The 17292-nt window shown below is 66.9% G+C and carries 16 protein-coding genes; 7 read left to right on the top strand and 9 right to left on the bottom strand.

Annotation, left to right across the window (positions count from 1 at the left end; translation table 11 throughout):
* Window positions 1–18 precede the first annotated feature (18 nt).
* From J7E80_RS00075 to bcp, 7 genes are all read left to right on the top strand, one after another.
* Window positions 19–819, top strand: coding sequence for a hydroxypyruvate isomerase family protein (locus J7E80_RS00075; RefSeq protein ID WP_215049443.1), 801 nt, complete (start codon window positions 19–21; stop codon window positions 817–819).
* Window positions 820–909: 90 nt separating this feature from the next.
* A complete protein-coding gene (locus tag J7E80_RS00070; protein WP_215049441.1) occupies window positions 910–1788 on the top strand; it encodes a 2-hydroxy-3-oxopropionate reductase in 879 nt (292 codons plus the stop codon).
* 218 nt (window positions 1789–2006) lie between these two features.
* Window positions 2007–3785: a glyoxylate carboligase gene (gcl, locus tag J7E80_RS00065; RefSeq protein ID WP_215049439.1), complete on the top strand. Its 1779-nt coding sequence runs from the start codon at window positions 2007–2009 to the stop codon at window positions 3783–3785.
* Window positions 3786–3836: 51 nt separating this feature from the next.
* Complete coding sequence (locus J7E80_RS00060) at window positions 3837–5099, top strand: glycerate kinase (RefSeq protein WP_215049437.1); 1263 nt, start codon at window positions 3837–3839, stop codon at window positions 5097–5099.
* Window positions 5092–6435, top strand: a complete 1344-nt coding sequence (allB, locus tag J7E80_RS00055) for an allantoinase AllB (RefSeq protein WP_215049435.1) — start codon at window positions 5092–5094, stop codon at window positions 6433–6435. The genes J7E80_RS00060 and allB overlap by 8 nt, the downstream gene beginning before the upstream one ends.
* Window positions 6436–6446: 11 nt before the next feature.
* Entirely contained in the window at window positions 6447–7211 is a 765-nt protein-coding gene (locus J7E80_RS00050) for a winged helix-turn-helix domain-containing protein (protein WP_215049433.1), read from the top strand.
* Between the two features lie 115 nt (window positions 7212–7326).
* A complete protein-coding gene (gene bcp / locus J7E80_RS00045; protein WP_215049431.1) occupies window positions 7327–7806 on the top strand; it encodes a thioredoxin-dependent thiol peroxidase in 480 nt (159 codons plus the stop codon).
* A 225-nt stretch (window positions 7807–8031) separates the two neighbouring features.
* On the opposite strand, the gene J7E80_RS00040 is transcribed toward bcp, so the two are convergent.
* The 9 genes from J7E80_RS00040 to glyA all read right to left on the bottom strand — a co-directional run.
* Window positions 8032–8571, bottom strand: coding sequence for a hypothetical protein (locus J7E80_RS00040; protein WP_396020708.1), 540 nt, complete (start codon window positions 8569–8571; stop codon window positions 8032–8034).
* 14 nt (window positions 8572–8585) lie between these two features.
* On the bottom strand, window positions 8586–8807 hold the full coding sequence (locus J7E80_RS24515; RefSeq protein ID WP_396020707.1) for a polysaccharide deacetylase family protein: 222 nt from the start codon (window positions 8805–8807) through the stop codon (window positions 8586–8588).
* A gap of 203 nt (window positions 8808–9010) precedes the next feature.
* Entirely contained in the window at window positions 9011–9907 is an 897-nt protein-coding gene (gene purU / locus J7E80_RS00035) for a formyltetrahydrofolate deformylase (protein WP_215049430.1), read from the bottom strand.
* 3 nt (window positions 9908–9910) lie between these two features.
* On the bottom strand, window positions 9911–11338 hold the full coding sequence (locus J7E80_RS00030; protein WP_215049428.1) for an L-serine ammonia-lyase: 1428 nt from the start codon (window positions 11336–11338) through the stop codon (window positions 9911–9913).
* Window positions 11338–11973 (bottom strand): sarcosine oxidase subunit gamma, encoded by a 636-nt coding sequence (locus J7E80_RS00025; RefSeq protein WP_215049425.1) that lies wholly within the window; start codon window positions 11971–11973, stop codon window positions 11338–11340. The genes J7E80_RS00030 and J7E80_RS00025 overlap by 1 nt, the downstream gene beginning before the upstream one ends.
* Window positions 11966–14908: a sarcosine oxidase subunit alpha family protein gene (locus J7E80_RS00020; RefSeq protein WP_215049423.1), complete on the bottom strand. Its 2943-nt coding sequence runs from the start codon at window positions 14906–14908 to the stop codon at window positions 11966–11968. Before J7E80_RS00020 ends, J7E80_RS00025 begins: the two co-directional genes overlap by 8 nt.
* On the bottom strand, window positions 14905–15303 hold the full coding sequence (locus J7E80_RS00015) for a sarcosine oxidase subunit delta (RefSeq protein WP_215049422.1): 399 nt from the start codon (window positions 15301–15303) through the stop codon (window positions 14905–14907). The genes J7E80_RS00020 and J7E80_RS00015 overlap by 4 nt, the downstream gene beginning before the upstream one ends.
* A 14-nt stretch (window positions 15304–15317) precedes the next feature.
* Window positions 15318–16538: a sarcosine oxidase subunit beta family protein gene (locus tag J7E80_RS00010; RefSeq protein WP_215049420.1), complete on the bottom strand. Its 1221-nt coding sequence runs from the start codon at window positions 16536–16538 to the stop codon at window positions 15318–15320.
* Window positions 16535–17292: serine hydroxymethyltransferase (gene glyA, locus J7E80_RS00005; protein WP_396020706.1), on the bottom strand; the 758-nt coding region annotated here is incomplete at its 5' end. The genes glyA and J7E80_RS00010, both read right to left, overlap by 4 nt.

The following is a 17292-nucleotide window of genomic DNA, read 5'->3' as shown; positions in this document are numbered from 1 at the left end:
TCCTCGGAAGGACCTACAATGACGTACACCGTGAACTGCTCCATCCTGCTGACGGAACTGCCGCTCCTGGAGCGTCCCGCCGCAGCGAAGGCTGCCGGCTTCGACGCCGTCGAATTCTGGTGGCCCTTCGAAATCTCCGTCCCCACCGACGCCCAGATCACCGAATTCGAGAACGCCATCACCAGCGCCGGCGTCCAGCTCACGGGCCTGAACTTCAACGCCGGCAACATGCCCGGCGGCGACCGCGGCCTCACCTCATGGCCCGCACGCTCCACCGAGTTCCAGGACAACATCGACGTTGTCGCGGGCATTGGTGAACGCCTGGGCTGCAAGGCCTTCAACGCCCTCTATGGCAACCGCATCGACGGCGAATCCCCCGAGAAGCAGGATGCCATTGGCGCCGAGAACCTGGCCGCTGCAGCCAAAGGCGTCGCGCGCATCGGCGGCACCGTCCTCCTCGAGCCTGTCAGCGGCGCACCCAAGTACCCGCTCCTCACCGCTGCAGACGCCCTCAAGGTGATCGCGCGCGTCAAAGAGGAATCCGGCGCGGAGAACATTAAGCTCCTCGCGGACTTCTACCACCTGGCGGTCAACGGCGATGATGTCGCCGCCGTCATCGAGAACCACGCCAAGGACTTCGGCCACATCCAGATCGCCGACAACCCCGGCCGCGCGGCTCCCGGAACCGGTGAGCTTCCCCTCGGCGAATGGATCGCCCGCAGCCGCGAACTCGGCTACGAGGGCTACATCGGCCTCGAGTACAAGGAACCGGCAGAGACGGCCTTCAGCTGGGCCATCAGGGAACACGCCTCGCGCTGACCGGTGATCGAGCTTGACGAGATCTCGGTTTCGACAGGCTCAACCACCAGCTTCCACCGCATCACCACAGACTTCAGTAAAGGAACCACAATGAGCAACGTTGCAGTCATCGGCCTCGGAATCATGGGCCTGCCCATGGCCATCAACCTCGTCAAGGCCGGCCACACCGTCACCGGCTTCAACCGCAGCCAGGACAAGATCGACAAGCTCGTCTCCGAAGGCGGCAAGGGAGCCACCAGCATCGCCGACGCCGTGAAGGACGCCGACGTCGTCATCACCATGGTGCCCGACTCCCCCGACGTCGAGGGTGTCGTGAGCGGCCCCGACGGCCTCTTCGCCAACGCCCAGCAGGGCACGCTCTGGATCGACGCCAGCAGCATCCGCCCCGACGTGGCCAAGCGCCTCGCCGACGATGCCAAGGCCGCCGGGATCCGCGCCCTCGATGCCCCGGTCTCCGGCGGAGAACAGGGCGCCATCGACGCCGCCCTCTCCATCATGGTCGGCGGCGAGGCGGCCGACTTCGAAGCAGCGCAGGACGTCCTGAACGCCGTCGGCAAGACCATCGTCCACGTCGGCCCGTCCGGCTCCGGCCAGACGGTCAAGGCAGCCAACCAGCTGATCGTCGCGGTCAACATTGAGGTCCTCGGTGAGGCCATCGCCTTCCTCGAGGCCTACGGTGTGGACACCGACGCGGCCCTCAAGGTCCTCGGCGGCGGCCTGGCCGGCTCCAAGGTCCTCGACCAGAAGGGCCAGAAGATGCTGGACCGCAACTTCGACCCCGGATTCCGCCTGGCCCTGCACCACAAGGACCTCGGCATCGTCACCTCAGCCGCCCGTGAAGCCAACGTCGCCATCCCGCTCGGCGCGGTCGTCGCACAGCTCGTCGCCGCCACTGTTAACCAGGGCGACGGCGGACTCGACCACTCCGGCCTCTTCAAGCAGGTCCTCCAGCTCAGCGGCCGCAAGTAACCCAGGCAGCGAGTACGAACAGCTAAAGTCGGCCGCAGCTGAGCGATCACAACTGCGGCACTTCGACACGAACACGCCGGCCGCCGTCGTAATTTACGACGGCGACACCCCCAAAGTGCCCCGCGACAGTCCGCCGGGCCTCCCTTCAGCACACCCTGTTTCAGGGTTTCGACAAGCTCAACCACCGAGCACAACCACAGACTTTCAAGGAGCACACCATGACGAAGATGCGTACCGTAGACGCAGCCGTCGCCATCCTGGAAAAGGAGGGCGCCACCGAGGCGTTCGGCCTGCCAGGCGCGGCAATCAACCCGTTCTACTCGGCGATGAGGGCCCACGGCGGCATCCGCCACACCCTGGCCCGCCACGTTGAAGGCGCCAGCCACATGGCGGACGGCTACAGCCGGGCAGCCGACGGCAATATCGGCATCTGCATCGGCACGTCCGGCCCCGCCGGCACCGACATGATCACCGGCCTGTACGCCGCGTGGGCCGATTCCATCCCGATGCTCTGCATCACCGGCCAGGCGCCCGTGGCCAAGCTGCACAAGGAAGACTTCCAGGCCGTGGACATCGAGTCCATCGCCAAGCCGGTCACCAAGATGGCCATGACCATCCTGGAGCCGGGCCAGGTTCCCGGCGCCTTCCAGAAGGCCTTCCAGCTGATGCGCTCCGGACGCCCGGGTCCCGTGCTGCTGGACCTGCCTATCGACGTGCAGATGGCCGAGATCGAATTCGACATCGAGACCTACGAGCCGCTGCCCATCGAGAAGCCGAAGGCGAGCCGCAAGCAGCTGGAAAAGGCCCTGGACATGCTGACCGCCGCGCAGCACCCGCTGATCGTGGCAGGCGGCGGCATCATCAACGCCGGCGCCTCCAAGCAGCTGGTGGAACTGGCCGAGCTGCTGAATGTTCCTGTCATCCCCACCCTGATGGGCTGGGGCGCCATCTCGGACGACCACCCGCTGATGGCTGGCATGGTGGGCCTGCAGACCTCGCACCGCTACGGCAACGAAACCTACCTGCAGAGCGACTTCGTGATCGGCATCGGCAACCGCTGGGCGAACCGCCACACCGGCGGCCTGGACACCTACACGGCCGGGCGCAAGTTCGTGCACATCGACATCGAGCCCACGCAGATCGGCCGCGTGTTCTCCCCGGACCTGGGCATCGCGTCCGACGCCGGCGCGGCGCTGGCCGGGCTCGTTGAGCTGGCCCGCGAGCGCCGCGACGCTAAGACCCTGCCGGACTACTCGGGCTGGGTTGCCGAATGTGCCGAGCGAAAGGCCACCCTGCACCGCAAGACGCACTTCGAGAACATCCCCATCAAGCCGCAGCGCGTGTACGAGGAGATGAACCGCTCCTTCGGACAGGACACCACCTACGTGTCCACTATCGGCCTGTCCCAGATCGCCGGCGCCCAGATGCTGCACGTCTTCGGCCCGCGCAAGTGGATCAACGCCGGCCAGGCCGGCCCGCTGGGCTGGACCGCCCCCGCCGCCCTGGGCGTGGTGCGCGGCAAGCCGAACGAGACCGTTGTGGCCCTGTCCGGTGACTACGATTTCCAGTTCATGATCGAGGAACTGGCCGTGGGCGCGCAGTTCAACCTGCCGTACATCCACGTGGTGGTGAACAACTCCTACCTTGGCCTGATCCGCCAGTCGCAGCGCGGCTTCAAGATGGAACAGAACGTGTCCCTGGCTTTCGAGAACATCAACAGCCCCGAAACAAATGGCTACGGCGTTGATCACATCAAGGTGGCCGAAGGACTGGGCTGCAAGGCCATCCGCGTGGCGGACCCTAGCGACCTGGGCTCCGCCTTCGACAAAGCCAAGGCCCTCATGGGCGAGTTCCAGGTTCCCGTGGTGGTTGAGGTCATCCTGGAGAAGATCACCAACATCTCCATGGGCACCGAGATCAACGCCATCAACGAATTCGAGGAGCTGGCCGAGACCCGCGAGGACGCCCCCACCGCAATCCTCGCCATGCAGCCATAAGCTGCTGGGCAACTTCGAAAGACAGTGCAACCAGGAAAGACAGGCACCGCAATGCGCATTGTGATCGCGCCGGACAAGTTCAAGGGCTCGCTCTCCGCCCCGGACGTCGCCCAGCACCTTGAGAAGGGGCTGCAGGCCGCCGCGCACGCGGCGGGGCGCGGCACCTTTGAGGTACTCCGGATTCCCGTGGCCGACGGCGGCGAGGGCACCTTGGATGCCGCCGTCGGCTCCGGCTTCACCCGCCGGAGCGCCGTGGTTAGCGGGCCTACCGGGCAGCCGCTGACGGCCGAGTTTGCAGTCCGCGGCCGGGCTGCGGTCATCGAGATGGCCGCCGCATCCGGTCTCGCCGTCCTGCCGCACGCAGCTGGGAACGGTACGCCCGAGGACCGCACATCCGGGAACGGCGGCACCGGAACCGGCGCCCCGGACTCCGCCACCGCTAAGGCAGCCACCAGCCTGGGCACCGGCGAACTCATCCGGGCCGCCCTCGACGCCGGCTGCCGGCAGATCATTTTGGGCGTCGGCGGCAGCGCCAACACCGACGGCGGCGCCGGAGTCCTGCAGGGACTGGGCGCCCGGCTGCTCGACGCCGAGGGCAACGACCTGGCCCCCGGCGGCGCCGCCCTCGCCAACCTGGCAAGCATCGACTTCTCCGGCTTCGACTCCCGGCTGGACGATGCCCGGTTCGTCCTGGCCAGCGACGTGGACAACCCGCTGCTCGGCGCGGAAGGAGCTGCGGCGATCTTCGGGCCGCAGAAGGGCGCCACGCCCGAGGACGTCGAAACGCTGGACAACGCGCTGGCCAACTTCGTCAAGATCCTCGCTCAGGAGATCGGTCCCCGCGCGGTGAAGGCCGCGGACGCACCGGGCGCCGGAGCGGCCGGCGGCGTCGGCTACGCGGCCATCGCGGTCCTGGCCGCGACACGCAGGCCCGGCATCGACGTCGTCCTTGGATTCACTGAACTTGCGGACCGGCTGGCCGGCGCCGATCTCATGATCACGGGCGAGGGCAGCCTTGACGAGCAAAGCCTGCTGGGCAAGACGCCCATGGGAGTCGCCCGCGCGGCGGGCCTGGCCGGCGTGCCGGTGGTCGCCGTCTGCGGCCGCACCACGCTGACCGCTGAGCAGCAGCAGGAATCCGGCTTCCGGCAGGTCTACCCGCTGACCTCGCTGGAGGCCAAGGTAGAAGTATGCATAGCTGAAGCAGGACGGCTGCTAGAACAATTGGGACAGCAGATAGGCCTGGCGGAGCTTGACCCGGCCGGGACCGCCCCGGCGAACAGTGCACGCACAAAGGAGCCCTTGAATGTCTGAAGAAAGCTTTGACCTCGTCATCCGGGGCAAGCGCGTCCTCACCACCGCCGGCATCGCCGCGCGTGAAGTGGGCGTGCGCGGCGGCAAGATCGTCGCCCTTGAGCCGCTCGGCAACGGCCTCTCGGGCCGTGAGATCGTGGACCTCGCCGACGACGAAACACTCATCCCCGGCCTCGTGGACACCCATGTCCACGTCAACGAGCCAGGCCGCACCGAGTGGGAGGGCTTTGCGTCCGCCACCCGCGCAGCCGCGGCCGGCGGCGTAACCACCATCATCGACATGCCGCTCAACAGCATCCCGCCCACCACCACGGTGGAGGGCCTCAAGCTCAAGCGCGAGGTGGCCGAGGACCAGGCGTTCGTGGACGTCGGATTCTGGGGCGGCGCCGTTCCCGGCAACAAGTCCGAGCTCCGCGGGCTGCACGACGAAGGCGTCTTCGGCTTCAAGTGCTTCCTCCTGCACTCGGGCGTGGACGAGTTCCCGCACCTTGACGCGGACGAGATGGAGGAGGACATGCGCGAACTGAAGTCCTTCGACTCGCTCATGATCGTCCACGCCGAGGATTCGCACGCGATCGACCATGCACCCCACCCCGGCGGGGACAAGTACGCCACCTTCCTGGCCTCCCGCCCCCGCGGCGCCGAGAACAAGGCGATCGCCGAGGTCATCGAACGGGCCCGCTGGACCGGTGCCCGCGCGCACATCCTGCACCTGTCGTCCTCGGACGCGCTGCCGATGATTGCCTCCGCGAAGCGTGACGGCGTCCACCTCACCGTGGAGACCTGCCCGCATTACCTGACGCTCATGGCGGAGGAAATCCCCAACGGCGCCACCGCGTACAAGTGCTGCCCGCCCATCCGCGAGGCTTCCAACCGCGAGCTCCTTTGGCAGGGACTGCAGGACGGCACCATCGACTGCATCGTCTCGGACCACTCCCCGTCGACGCTTGACCTGAAGGACCTGGAAAACGGCGACTTTGCCGTGGCCTGGGGCGGCGTCTCCTCGCTGCAGCTGGGGCTCTCGCTGATCTGGAGCGAAGCCCGGCACCGCGGCATCCCGCTGGAGCAGGTGGTGTCGTGGATGGCCGAGAAGCCTGCCGCCCTTGCCCGGCTCTCCAACAAGGGCCAGCTCGCCCTCGGATACGACGCCGACTTCTCCGTCTTCGCGCCGGACGAGGCCTTCGTGGTGGACGTGTCCAAGCTCAAGCACAAGAACCCGATCACGCCCTACGACGGCAAGTCACTCTCCGGCGTCGTTCGCCGCACGTACCTGCGCGGCAACGTGGTGGACGGCCAGACCCCCAGCGGCAAACTGATCCGCCGCGGCGGCGTCTGAGGAATTCTGGCATGGCTGTCCATGTCCACACGCCAGCCCCGAGGGGACGGTGCGCCCCGGTCGCCTTTAGGTCACCTGCTTCTGGCGGACCGTCCCCTAAGGCGCCGTCCGTTAAGCCGCCGTCCCCTAACGTGCCGTCCCTCAAGGCGCGGGGCCTGGCCGTCTGGGTGACGGTCGGGGCGGGGCAGGACATTGATGAAGCTGCACTGGCCAGCGCCGCCGAACTCGTGCTGGCCCGTGCCCTGAAGATCGCTCCGGAGGCGGAAGTCCACTGGCCTGCGGCCGGAGCTGCAACGTCCGACGTCGGGACCTCCCCCGCCGGTGCGCCCCCTGGGGAGGGGGCGCAGGCCGGGGCCGAGGGCGGCACTCCCGCGCCGCCCTCGTCCTCTTTGGAGGACTCCCCGCACACGGACGACGGCGGTGCCTCCCCCCTTCCACCCTCACCCGGTCCCGTCAGCCGTGTCGCCGTAGACCTCGCCAAAGGCGAGGTGCTGCTGGACGGTAAAGCAGTGTCACTTACCGGCGTCGAATTCACGCTCTTGCGCTACCTCGTGGAGAATTGTTCACGAACGATCAGCCGGGAGGAACTGCAGCGGTTCCTGGAGCGGTTCGACAACCCCGGCGCTGCGCCCCGCTCGATCGACGTGTATGTGGGGCGTGTGCGGCGGAAACTGCTGGGCGGCCGGCACGCGATCGCCACTGTCCGCGGCGGCGGCTACCGGTTCGTCCCGAGCCCCAGTGCGACAGTGCGCGGACCGGCGGAATACAGTATCTAGCCGGGCCGTTAACCACTCCAGCGTCATTGTCCTGCCGGCTTTGTTTTGCACAGCTTGTAGTCCCTGGGTTGAATTGCCTAACTTGTTTTTGCCCGATCCATCCGAAGGAAATGCCATGAGCACCTACCTGACCACGAAGCTCCAGCCCGGAATCCAGGCGCCGGACTTCACCCTGCCGGACGCCGAAGGCAAGCAAACCTCGCTGGCCGACTACCGCGGCAAGAACGTCATCGTGTACTTCTACCCCGAGGCCGCCACCCCGGGCTGCACTACCGAGGCCTGCGACTTCCGCGACAATCTGGCCTCGTTCCAGGGCTCCGGCTACGAAGTCCTCGGCGTCTCCCCCGACGCTCCGGAAAAGCTGGCCCACTTCACCGGCGACTTCTCGCTGACGTTCCCGCTGCTTGCCGACGAGGACCACGCCGTGGCTCTGGCCTACGGCGCCTGGGGCGAGAAGCTTGTGGACGGCGAGGTCCGTGAGGGCATCGTGCGCTCCACGGTGGTTCTCGATCCTGAAGGAAAGGTCCGTGTCGCGCACTACCAGGTCAAGGCGCAGGGCCACGTCCAGGCGCTGAAGGACGAACTCGGCATCTAACCCTCCCTCACATCCCGCGCTGTTTGACGGGACCCTCCCTCACATCCCGCGCTGTTTGACGGGACCCTCCCTCACATCCCGCGCTGTTTGACGGGACCCTCCCTCACTTTCCACAAAAAAACCAAGACGCTCCCTCACGCCAGTGTGAGGGAGCGTCTCTGTTCGAGCCGCCGAATGTGAGGGAGCGTCCCCGTTATATCGGTAAAAGGTGAGGGAGCGTACCCATTAAGTCGGTAAAAGTTGAGGGGCGTTGGTGGTTGGCTGGGTCATGACGGGCCTGCGGTCAGCTCCGGGTGACGGACACTGGCCGGGGTGAAGCGGGCGCCGGGCGTCGGGAAAACCAGGGACTTCAATGCGCGCGTGGCTGTGCACCTCAGTGACGGTGTCCCTTGTCTGCTCGGCGATCCTGGCCATAGTGGTGACCCACATGCCATCCATGGCTTTGACGCGGCTGATCAGCTGTTCGAGGGCCACCGCTTTGGACGGCCGGCCGGAGATGGACGGATGATTGCTCAGCACGAAGCAGCTTCCGGCGGCATGGTGCGCCTCTGCTTCCAGCGTCCACATTTCGAGGATTTTCGCCGGGCTTTCGATGACTCCGCTGCCGGTGACTCTGGGGGAGAAGGCGTACTGCTCCCAGTCGTCCAGCGCCCAGTCAACGGGGATTTCGACCAGGTCCCGGGAGTCGCCGTCGGCGACGCTGAAGCGGTACGGTGCATCGCCGTCGAGCAGGCTGGAGTCGTAGAGGAAGCCGCGGTCCGCCAACAGGGCCGGCGAGTTTAAGCTCCCACCAGGGAGCGCGGTAGCCGCAGGCCCGCGACGTTGGCCAGTGCTTCCAGCCCCCGGTCGATGTATCGCCCCTCGGTGGCGGCGTGGATGCCCTGCATGGGTTCGTGCAGGTAGCCGTGGTGGGCGATCTCGTGGCCAGCGTCCACGATGCGGCGGACGACGTCGGGGTAGCTTTCGGCGGTGAATCCGGGGATGAAGAATCCGCGTGGCACAAGCCGCCTCGTTGCTCTGCATCTTGCCACTCGGCTAGCCCGCTTATAACCTCACAAGCTGCCCCCTGCCCGGTCGCTCCCTCACCTTTGACCCGTTTAACGCCTGACGCTCCCGCACTAGAAGTGAGGGAGCGTCAGGCGTTAAGCAGCACTAAGTGAGGGAGCGTCAGGAGTTAAACCGCAGGACGTGAGGGAGCGTCCTGTTAGCGGAGGACCACGGTCCTGTTGCCCTGCAGAATGACCCGGCCTTCGCAGTGCCAGCGGACGGCGTTGCTGAGGGCCTTGCATTCCGTGTCGCGGCCGGCTGCCACCAGCTCCTCAGGCCCATAGGTATGGTCCACTTCAACCACCTGCTGGGCGATGATCGGTCCCTCGTCCAGCTCGGCGTTGACGTAGTGCGCGGTGGCCCCCACGGTCTTGACCCCCCGGGCGTAGGCCTGGTGGTACGGCTTGGCGCCCTTGAAGCTGGGCAGGAACGAGTGGTGGATATTGATGGCCCGGCCGTCCAGTTTCCGCGCCAGCCCGTCGCTGAGGACCTGCATGTAGCGGGCCAGCACCACGAGTTCGACGTCGAGCTCGTCCACGAGCTCCAGCAGGCGTGCCTCGGCGGCCGGCTTCGTGGCGGCCGTGACGGGGACGTGGTAGAAGGGGATGCCATGCCAATCGACCAGAGTCTGGTGGTCCGTGTGGTTGGAGACCACGGCCACGATTTCCACCGGCAGTTCGCCGATCCGGGCCCGGAACAGCAGGTCGTTGAGGCAGTGGCCGAACTTCGACACCATGATCAAGACGCGGCGCTTGGCGCCGTGGGGCTCCAGCCGCCAGCGCATCCCGAAGCGTTCGGCCACGGGGGCAAAGGCGGCACGCAAGGTATCCGCGGTGGAGGCATCGCCGTCGGACGCAAAGTGCACCCTCATGAAGAAGTGCCCTTCGGAGCGTTCGCCGAACTGCTGGTTGTCGATGATGTCGCAGCCGTGTTCCAGCAGGAAGCCGGAGACGGCGTGGACGATGCCGGGTGACTCCCGGCAGTCGAGTGTGAGAACGTGCTCCACGGTGGTCGCGGGGGCAACAGGGACAGTTTCAGGCTTAGTGGCGGTCATGGCTCAGCACTCAATCACATTCACGGCGAGTCCTCCTCGGGAGGTTTCCTTGTACTTGGTTTTCATGTCGGCTCCTGTCTCGCGCATCGTCTTGATGGCTTTGTCGAGGGATACCTTGTGGCTGCCGTCCCCGTGCAGGGCAAGGCGGGCGGCGTTGATGGCCTTCACGCTGGCGATGGCGTTCCGCTCGATGCAGGGAATCTGCACCAGGCCGCCCACGGGGTCGCAGGTCAGGCCAAGGTTGTGTTCAATGCCCACCTCGGCGGCGTTCTCCACCTGCGTGGCGGTGCCGCCCAGTACTTCACAGAGACCGGCGGCCGCCATGGAGCAGGCAGAGCCCACTTCGCCCTGGCAGCCGACTTCAGCGCCAGAGATGGAGGCATTCATCTTGAAAAGAATCCCGACGGCGGCTGCCGTAAGGAGGAAGCGCACGACGCCGTCGTCATTGGCTCCGGGAACGAACTTGATGTAGTAGTGCAGCACCGCCGGGACGATCCCGGCCGCGCCGTTGGTGGGGGCGGTGACGATCCGGCCGCCAGCCGCGTTTTCCTCGTTGACTGCGAGTGCGAACAGGTTCACCCATTCCATCGCGAGCAGCGGATCTGCCGGTGCCTGGACCAGCGACTGCGTGGCAGCCGCCTCTGCGGTGGCAGCAGCGGCTGAGGCGGCGGATTCCGTCAGCGTCCGGAACAGCGACGGCGCGCGCCGCTTGACCATCAGGCCGCCGGGCAGGATGCCCTCGGCGCTGCAGCCGTTCTCCACGCATTCGCGCATGACTGCCCAAAGGCCCAGCAGCTTCTCCCGTAGCTCCGATTCGCTGCGCCAGACCAGCTCGTTGGCGAGCATGACGTCCGAGATGGACATTCTTTCCCGCCGGCAGATGTCGAGGAGTTCGTCAGCGCTGCTGAATGGATACGGGAGCACCGTGTTATCCGCCACGATCCTGTCGCCACCTGCCGCGTCGCCGTCCACCACGAAGCCGCCGCCGATGGAATAGTAGCTGCGTTCGCGGAGCACGGCCCCGGTGTGGTCCAGTGCCCGGAAAGTCATGCCGTTGGGGTGGGCCGGGAGGGACTTTCGCCGGTGCAGGACCACGTCCTCGTCCCAGTTGAAGTCCACCCGGTGGTCTCCGGCGATCAACAGTTCGGCGTCAAGGGCAGCGGCGGCCACCTGGTCATCCGCTGTGCGGGTGTCCACGGTTTCCGGGTCCAGGCCCTTGAACCCCAGGACCACGGCCTTGTCCGAGCCGTGGCCCCGCCCGGTGGCACCGAGTGAGCCGAAGAGTTCGGCCTGCACACGCGTGGTGGAGCTGAGGAGCCCGTCGCCTTTCAGACCGTCGGTAAACAGCTTCGCTGCCCGCATCGGGCCGACCGTGTGTGATGACGACGGCCCGATGCCAACGGAGAACAGGTCCAGCACACTCAGTGCCATTAGGGAACCTCGGGGGAGCCGTATTCCCGCATGGCGTCCAGGAGCCACCGGCCCAGGAAATCTGCGAACGAGGCGCGCGGGAAGATCCGGTACGTTTCGTCCCCGGTCTTCCACAGGATGGCGGGGATGTTGCCGATTTCCGTGGACAGTGCCGAGCCGGTCTTCAGGACGCGGGGGTGCAGGTCCAGCGAGCAGCCCTTCTCCAGCACGGCCCGGGCCCGCGGTCCGGTCAGCTCGAAGGTGGTGCGGTTGGCGGACAGGTCCACTACCTGGCCTTCGCCGTCCGACAGAGCCGCGCGAAGTGCCTGGATCAGGTCGCCGCCGAGGGACTCGTGGGCTTCCGAAGGCGCCACCACGAGGAATTCGGCGGGTCCCAGCCAGAGCACCGCAGTCTCGCCGTTGGCGTAGACGTCCCCTGACCGGGCAGGCAGTCCGCCAGTAACGGAGGAGATGCGCGTTCCCGCCTCAGTGTTCGGGTCCACCCGGACGCCGACCATGGTCAGGAAAGCCAATTCGTTCAGCTCCACGACGCCCGCAATGGACCCCGACTCAAACGCTGCACGCAGGAGGGACGCCGGGCTTTGCCGGGCCATCCGGGTCTTCTTGGAATTTTCGAGTGCTGCTGTTTCAGCCATCTTTACGGGTCCCTTCGGGGTCAAAAAGTACGGTTTCTGCCACGACAACGTCGACGAGCTGGTTCCCTGCGGCGGCCACCAGAGTTTCGCCGATCCGATTGCGGCCGTTCTTGATCAGGGCCAGCGCGAAGGACCGGCCCAGTGCGGCGCTGTGGTAGCTGGAGGTCACGAAGCCCTGCATGGGCACGGGGCCGTAGGCCGAGGTCACCGGGATGCCCTTTTCCACCAGCTGGGTGCCTTCCGGCAGCCTGAGGCTGCCGTCCACCGGGAGCACGCTCACCAGGTGCTTGCGGTCCTCGCGCTGGGCGTCCACCCGGGAGTAGGAGCGCTTGCCGATGAAGTCCTTGGCCTTCGAGACAATCCATTCCATTCCCGCGTCCTGCGGGGTGACCGTGCCGTCCGTGTCCTGGCCGACGATCGGGTAGCCCTTCTCTGCACGCAGCACGTGCATGGTCTCCGTACCGTACGGGGTGATGTCGAACTCCGCTCCGGCTGCAGCGACGGCTTCCCACGTGTTCAGCCCGTACCAGGACGGCACGTTGATCTCGTAGGCCAGCTCGCCGGAGAACGAGATCCGGCAAATCCGCGCCTTCACGCCGGACGCAAGGGTAGTTTCGCGGAAGGTCATGAACGGGAAGGCCTCGGCGTCCAGGCCGCCGTTGGCGGCGAGTTCGGGGGCAACCTTCGCGATCACCTCACGGGACTTTGGCCCGACGACGGCGATGGTGCTCCACTGTTCGGTCACCGACGTGCAGTGCACATCGAGTTCCGGCCATTCGGTCTGCAGCCATTCCTCGAGCCAGTCCAGCACCTTGGCGGCGCCGCCGGTTGTGGTGGTCATGAAGTAGCGGTCCTCATCGAGACGGAGGGTCACGCCGTCGTCGAAAATCATGCCGTCAGGAAGGCACATGACGCCGTAGCGGGCGGAGCCGGGAGCGAGCTTCTTGAACGCGTTGGTGTAGATGCGGTTCAGGAATTCGCCGGCGTCCTTGCCCCGGATTTCGATCTTGCCCAGGGTGGTGGCGTCCATGAAGCCCACGGAGTCCCGGACTGCGGCGCACTCGCGGAGCACCGCTTCATCCATGTCCTCCCCGTCCTGCGGGTAGTACCAGGGCCGCTTCCACTGCCCCACGTCCTCGAACAGTGCGCCGTGTGCCACGTGCCAGGGGTGGATGGAAGTGACGCGGGCGGGGTCGAACAGCTCGCCGCGCTGGCGTCCGGCGAGTGCCGCAAAGGCGACCGGTGTGAACGGCGCCCGGTAGGTGGTGGTGCCGATGTCGCCGATGCCGCGGGAAGCCTCGCCGGCGGTGCGAAGCGCTGCGGCAATGACACCGATGGCGTTGACGCCGGAGGTCTTGCCCTGGTCGTTCGCGGTGCTGATGGAGGTGTAGCGCTTGATGTGCTCCACGGACCGCATTCCGGCTCCGGTGGAGCGGAGGACGTCAGCCACGGACTGGTCCCGCTGGAAGTCGACGAAGTGGTGGTGCCAGTCATCCGGGGTGCCGGACTGACCCGGCACCAGCCACAGTTGGCGGGTAGGCGCGGACGCCTTAGGCTCAACGAGCGCGGAAGGCTCGATGGGGGACGAGAAGCCGGCGGCGATGGCGGCTGCGGCTCCGGCAGAGGTGCCTTCGGCGAGGCAGTCTGCGGTTTCGAAGCTGCCGCGGCCGGAGCCGACAATCTGCTGGTTGGGAACCACGGTGCTCGGCACGAAGGCCGCCAGGTCTTCGTCCCAGCGCAGCTTGCCCTGCCGCTGCGAGTGGAGGTGGACCAGCGGGCTCCAGCCGCCCGAGACTGCCAGCAGGTCGCAGGCGATCTCTTCGACGCCGGAGGTGAGTTCGCCGTCGTCGTTGATGCTGCGGACGGTCACGCTGCTCAGCCGGCCGTCTGCAGCGGCGGCGGTGTTGGCCACCGCGCTGCCGATCAGCACCCGGGTGCCGGCTTCGACGGCGGCAGCGGCCACTTCCGTGAGCCGGGGACGGGCGTCGACGACGGCCGCGACCTTGACGCCGGATGCCCGCAGGTCGGCTGCCAGGGCGTAGGCGCTGTCGTTGGTCGTGCTGATGACCACGCGCTGCCCGGCGGCCACTGCGTAGCGGTTGAGGTAGCTGCGGACGGCCGAGGCCAGCATGATGCCTGGGCGGTCGTTGTTCTCGAAGACCAGCGGGCGTTCGTGGGCGCCGGGTGCCAGCACCACCTGGTTGGCACGGATGTGCCAAATCCGCTGCCGCGACACGCCTGGGGCGGCCGGGCTGGAAAGGTGGTCGGTGCGGTTCTGGACCGCGATGACGTAGTTGGCGTCGTAGGCGCCAAAGGCGGTGGTGCGGTTCAGGACGGTGCATTCGGCCGCGGAGATGAGCTCAGCCTCGATGTCCGCCACCCACTCCAGGGCGGGCTTGCCCTCGATGGTTTCCGTCAGTCCGGAGGCGGTGGATCCGGACAGGAGCGTCCCGCCCAGTTCGGGCTGGTCGTCCATAAGGATCACGCGGGCGCCGGTGCGCACGGCTTCGCGGGCCGCGGCCAGGCCGGCGGGACCGCCGCCGATGACCAGGACATCGGTGTGGACGTACTTCTTGTCGTATTCGGCGCGGTCCTCCTCCGGGTCCAGCCGGCCCAGGCCGTTGAGCAGCTCCGCCTTCAGTCCGTCCACGAGAGTGACCGTGGTGGCGGGGAGCATGGACTCGGCTACGTGGCCGGGGAAGCGTGCCGCGACCTTGACCAGCGCGTTGGCTTCCTCCACTCCGGCGGACATGATGCCGCGGGGGCGGTCCTCGTAGAGCGAGTTACCGACGGCGATCCGGCCGTTGGCGAGCAGGGCCGAGGCGAGCGTGTCGCCGGGGTGTCCGGTAAATTCCTGGCCGTCCACGGTGAAACGCCAGGAGATGCTGCGGTCGATGCGTCCGCCGGCGGCGAGGCGGGCGTTCTGGGAAGTCACTTTGTTGCTCCTTCCGGGGCACTAATGCTGGATGCGGGGGTGCTGGAGGCGGCGTCGCCGAGCGTGATGGTGCTGTTCGCGGCGGTGGTGGCAGTACCGGATTCAGCCGCGGCCGGCACGGCCGTCGCAGGCCGGGGCGAGCCCATCTGGTAGACAGCCTGGATGTCGTACGTGACCGTGTCGCGCACCATGTTGAACCATTGCCGGCAGCCGGTGCTGTGCACCCACCGCTCAGCGAACGTGCCCTTCGTGTTTTCGCGGTAGAACAGGTACTCGGCCCATTCCCGGTCGTTGAGCTCGTTGGGATTTTCGGGGTACGCCACGTGGGCCTGGCCGCCGTAGTGGAATTCGGTCTCGTCACGTGGCCCGCAGTTGGGGCAGGGAATCAGGAGCATGTCCTTACCTCTTTCTAGTGGGCCACGGCAGCAGCGCCGTGTTCGTCGATCAGGGCACCGGTTTCGAAGCGTTCCAGCGCGAAGGGTTTGTTGAGCTTGTGCGGCGCGCCGGTGGCGATGGTGTGCGCGAAGGTCAGGCCGGCCGCGGGGGTGCCTTTGAAGCCGCCGGTGCCCCAGCCGCAGTTGACGAACATGTTCTCCACCGGGGTGGTGCCCACGATCGGTGAGGCATCCAGGGTGGTGTCCACGATGCCGCCCCAGGTCCGGAGCACGTGGGCCCTGGCGAAGATGGGGAAGAGTTCGACGGCGGCCGCCATCTGGTGCTCGATCACGTGGAAGGAGCCGCGCTGGCCGTAGCCGTTGTAGGAGTCGACGCCGGCACCCATCACCAATTCGCCCTTGTGCGCCTGGGAGACGTACACGTGGACGTGGTTGGACATCACGACGGTCGGGTGGACCGGCTCGTGGAGTTCGGAGACCAGTGCCTGGAGGGGGTGGGACTGGATGGGGAGCCGGAACCCGGCCATCTCCGCCAGGACCGAGCTGTGCCCGGCGGCGCAGAGGCCCACCTTCTCGGTGTTGATGGTGCCGCGGTTGGTCTTGACGCCCACCACGCGGTTGCCGTCCTTCAGGAAGCCGGTCACCTCGCAGTTCTGGATAATGTCCACGCCCATTTCGTCGCACTTGCGGGCGAAGGCCCAGGCGACGTGGTCGTGCTTGGCGATGCCGGCCCGGGGCTGGTAGGTGGCGCCCATGACGGGGTAGCGGATGTTGTCGCTGATGTTCAGGATGGGGCAGAGTTCCTTGACCTGCTGTGGGTCCAGCCATTCCGCGTCCACGCCGTTGAGCTTGTTGGCCCCAACGCGGCGGACGCTTTCGCGGACGTCGCCCAGGGTATGGGCCAGGTTCATCACGCCGCGCTGGCTGAAGAGGAAGTCGTACTCGAGCTCCTCGGGCAGCACCTCCCACAGCTTCAGGGCGTGCTCGTAGATGGCGGCGCTCTCGTCCCACAGATAGTTGGAACGGATGATGGTGGTGTTGCGGGCCATGTTGCCGCCGGCCAGCCAGCCCTTCTCCAGGACGGCGATGTTAGTCATTCCGTGGTTCTTGGCCAGGAAGTATGCGGTGGCCAGGCCGTGCCCGCCGCCGCCCACGATCACTGCGTCATAGGAGGACTTGGGCTCCGGGTTGTGCCACAGGAACTCCGGGTGTTCCGGGAGCTGGTGGGTGCTCACTGGGCTGCTCCAATCATGTCTGCTTCAAGGCTGGCGAGTTCCTCGACGCCGGTGCTGCCGCCGTCGAGGTGCGGGTAGAGGGGGAACTGTTCGGCGAGGGCCTCCACGCGAGCACGGAGCTCGACGGCGGTCTCGTCGTCGAGGGTGCCGCTGCCCGCCGCGGCGATGAGCGCCGTCGCAATGATGTCTGCAACTTGGGCGAACTCCGCCGCGCCGAAGCCGCGGGTTGCGAGGGCGGGCGTGCCGATCCGGAGGCCGGAGGACACCATCGGCGGGCGGGGGTCGAACGGCACCGCGTTGCGGTTCACCGTGATGCCGATCTTGTGGAGCGCGTCCTCTGCCTGCTGGCCGTCCAGTTCGGAGTTCCGCAGGTCCACGAGGACCAGGTGTACGTCCGTGCCGCCGTTGACCACCGTGATGCCGGCGGACCCGACGTCGGGCTGAAGGAACCGCTCGGCCAGCAGCTTGGCGCCCTGCAGGACGCGCTCCTGGCGTTCCTTGAATTCAGGCGTTGCTGCCAGCTTGAAGGCCACGGCCTTGGCTGCGATGACGTGCTCCAGCGGCCCGCCCTGCTGGCCGGGGAAGACCGCGCTGTTGATCTTCTTGGCGTACTGCTCCTTGGCGAGGATGACTCCGCCGCGCGGTCCGCCCAGGGTCTTGTGGGTGGTGGTGGTGACGACGTCGGCGTAGGGCACCGGGTTGGGGTGCAGGCCGGCGGCGACCAGGCCGGCAAAGTGTGCCATGTCCACCATCA

This window comes from Arthrobacter sp. ISL-28, assembly GCF_018613875.1.
Lineage (GTDB): Bacteria > Actinomycetota > Actinomycetes > Actinomycetales > Micrococcaceae > Arthrobacter.
The sequence above is the reverse complement of the archived record's forward strand: the minus strand, read 5'-3'. Positions and strand labels throughout refer to the sequence as shown.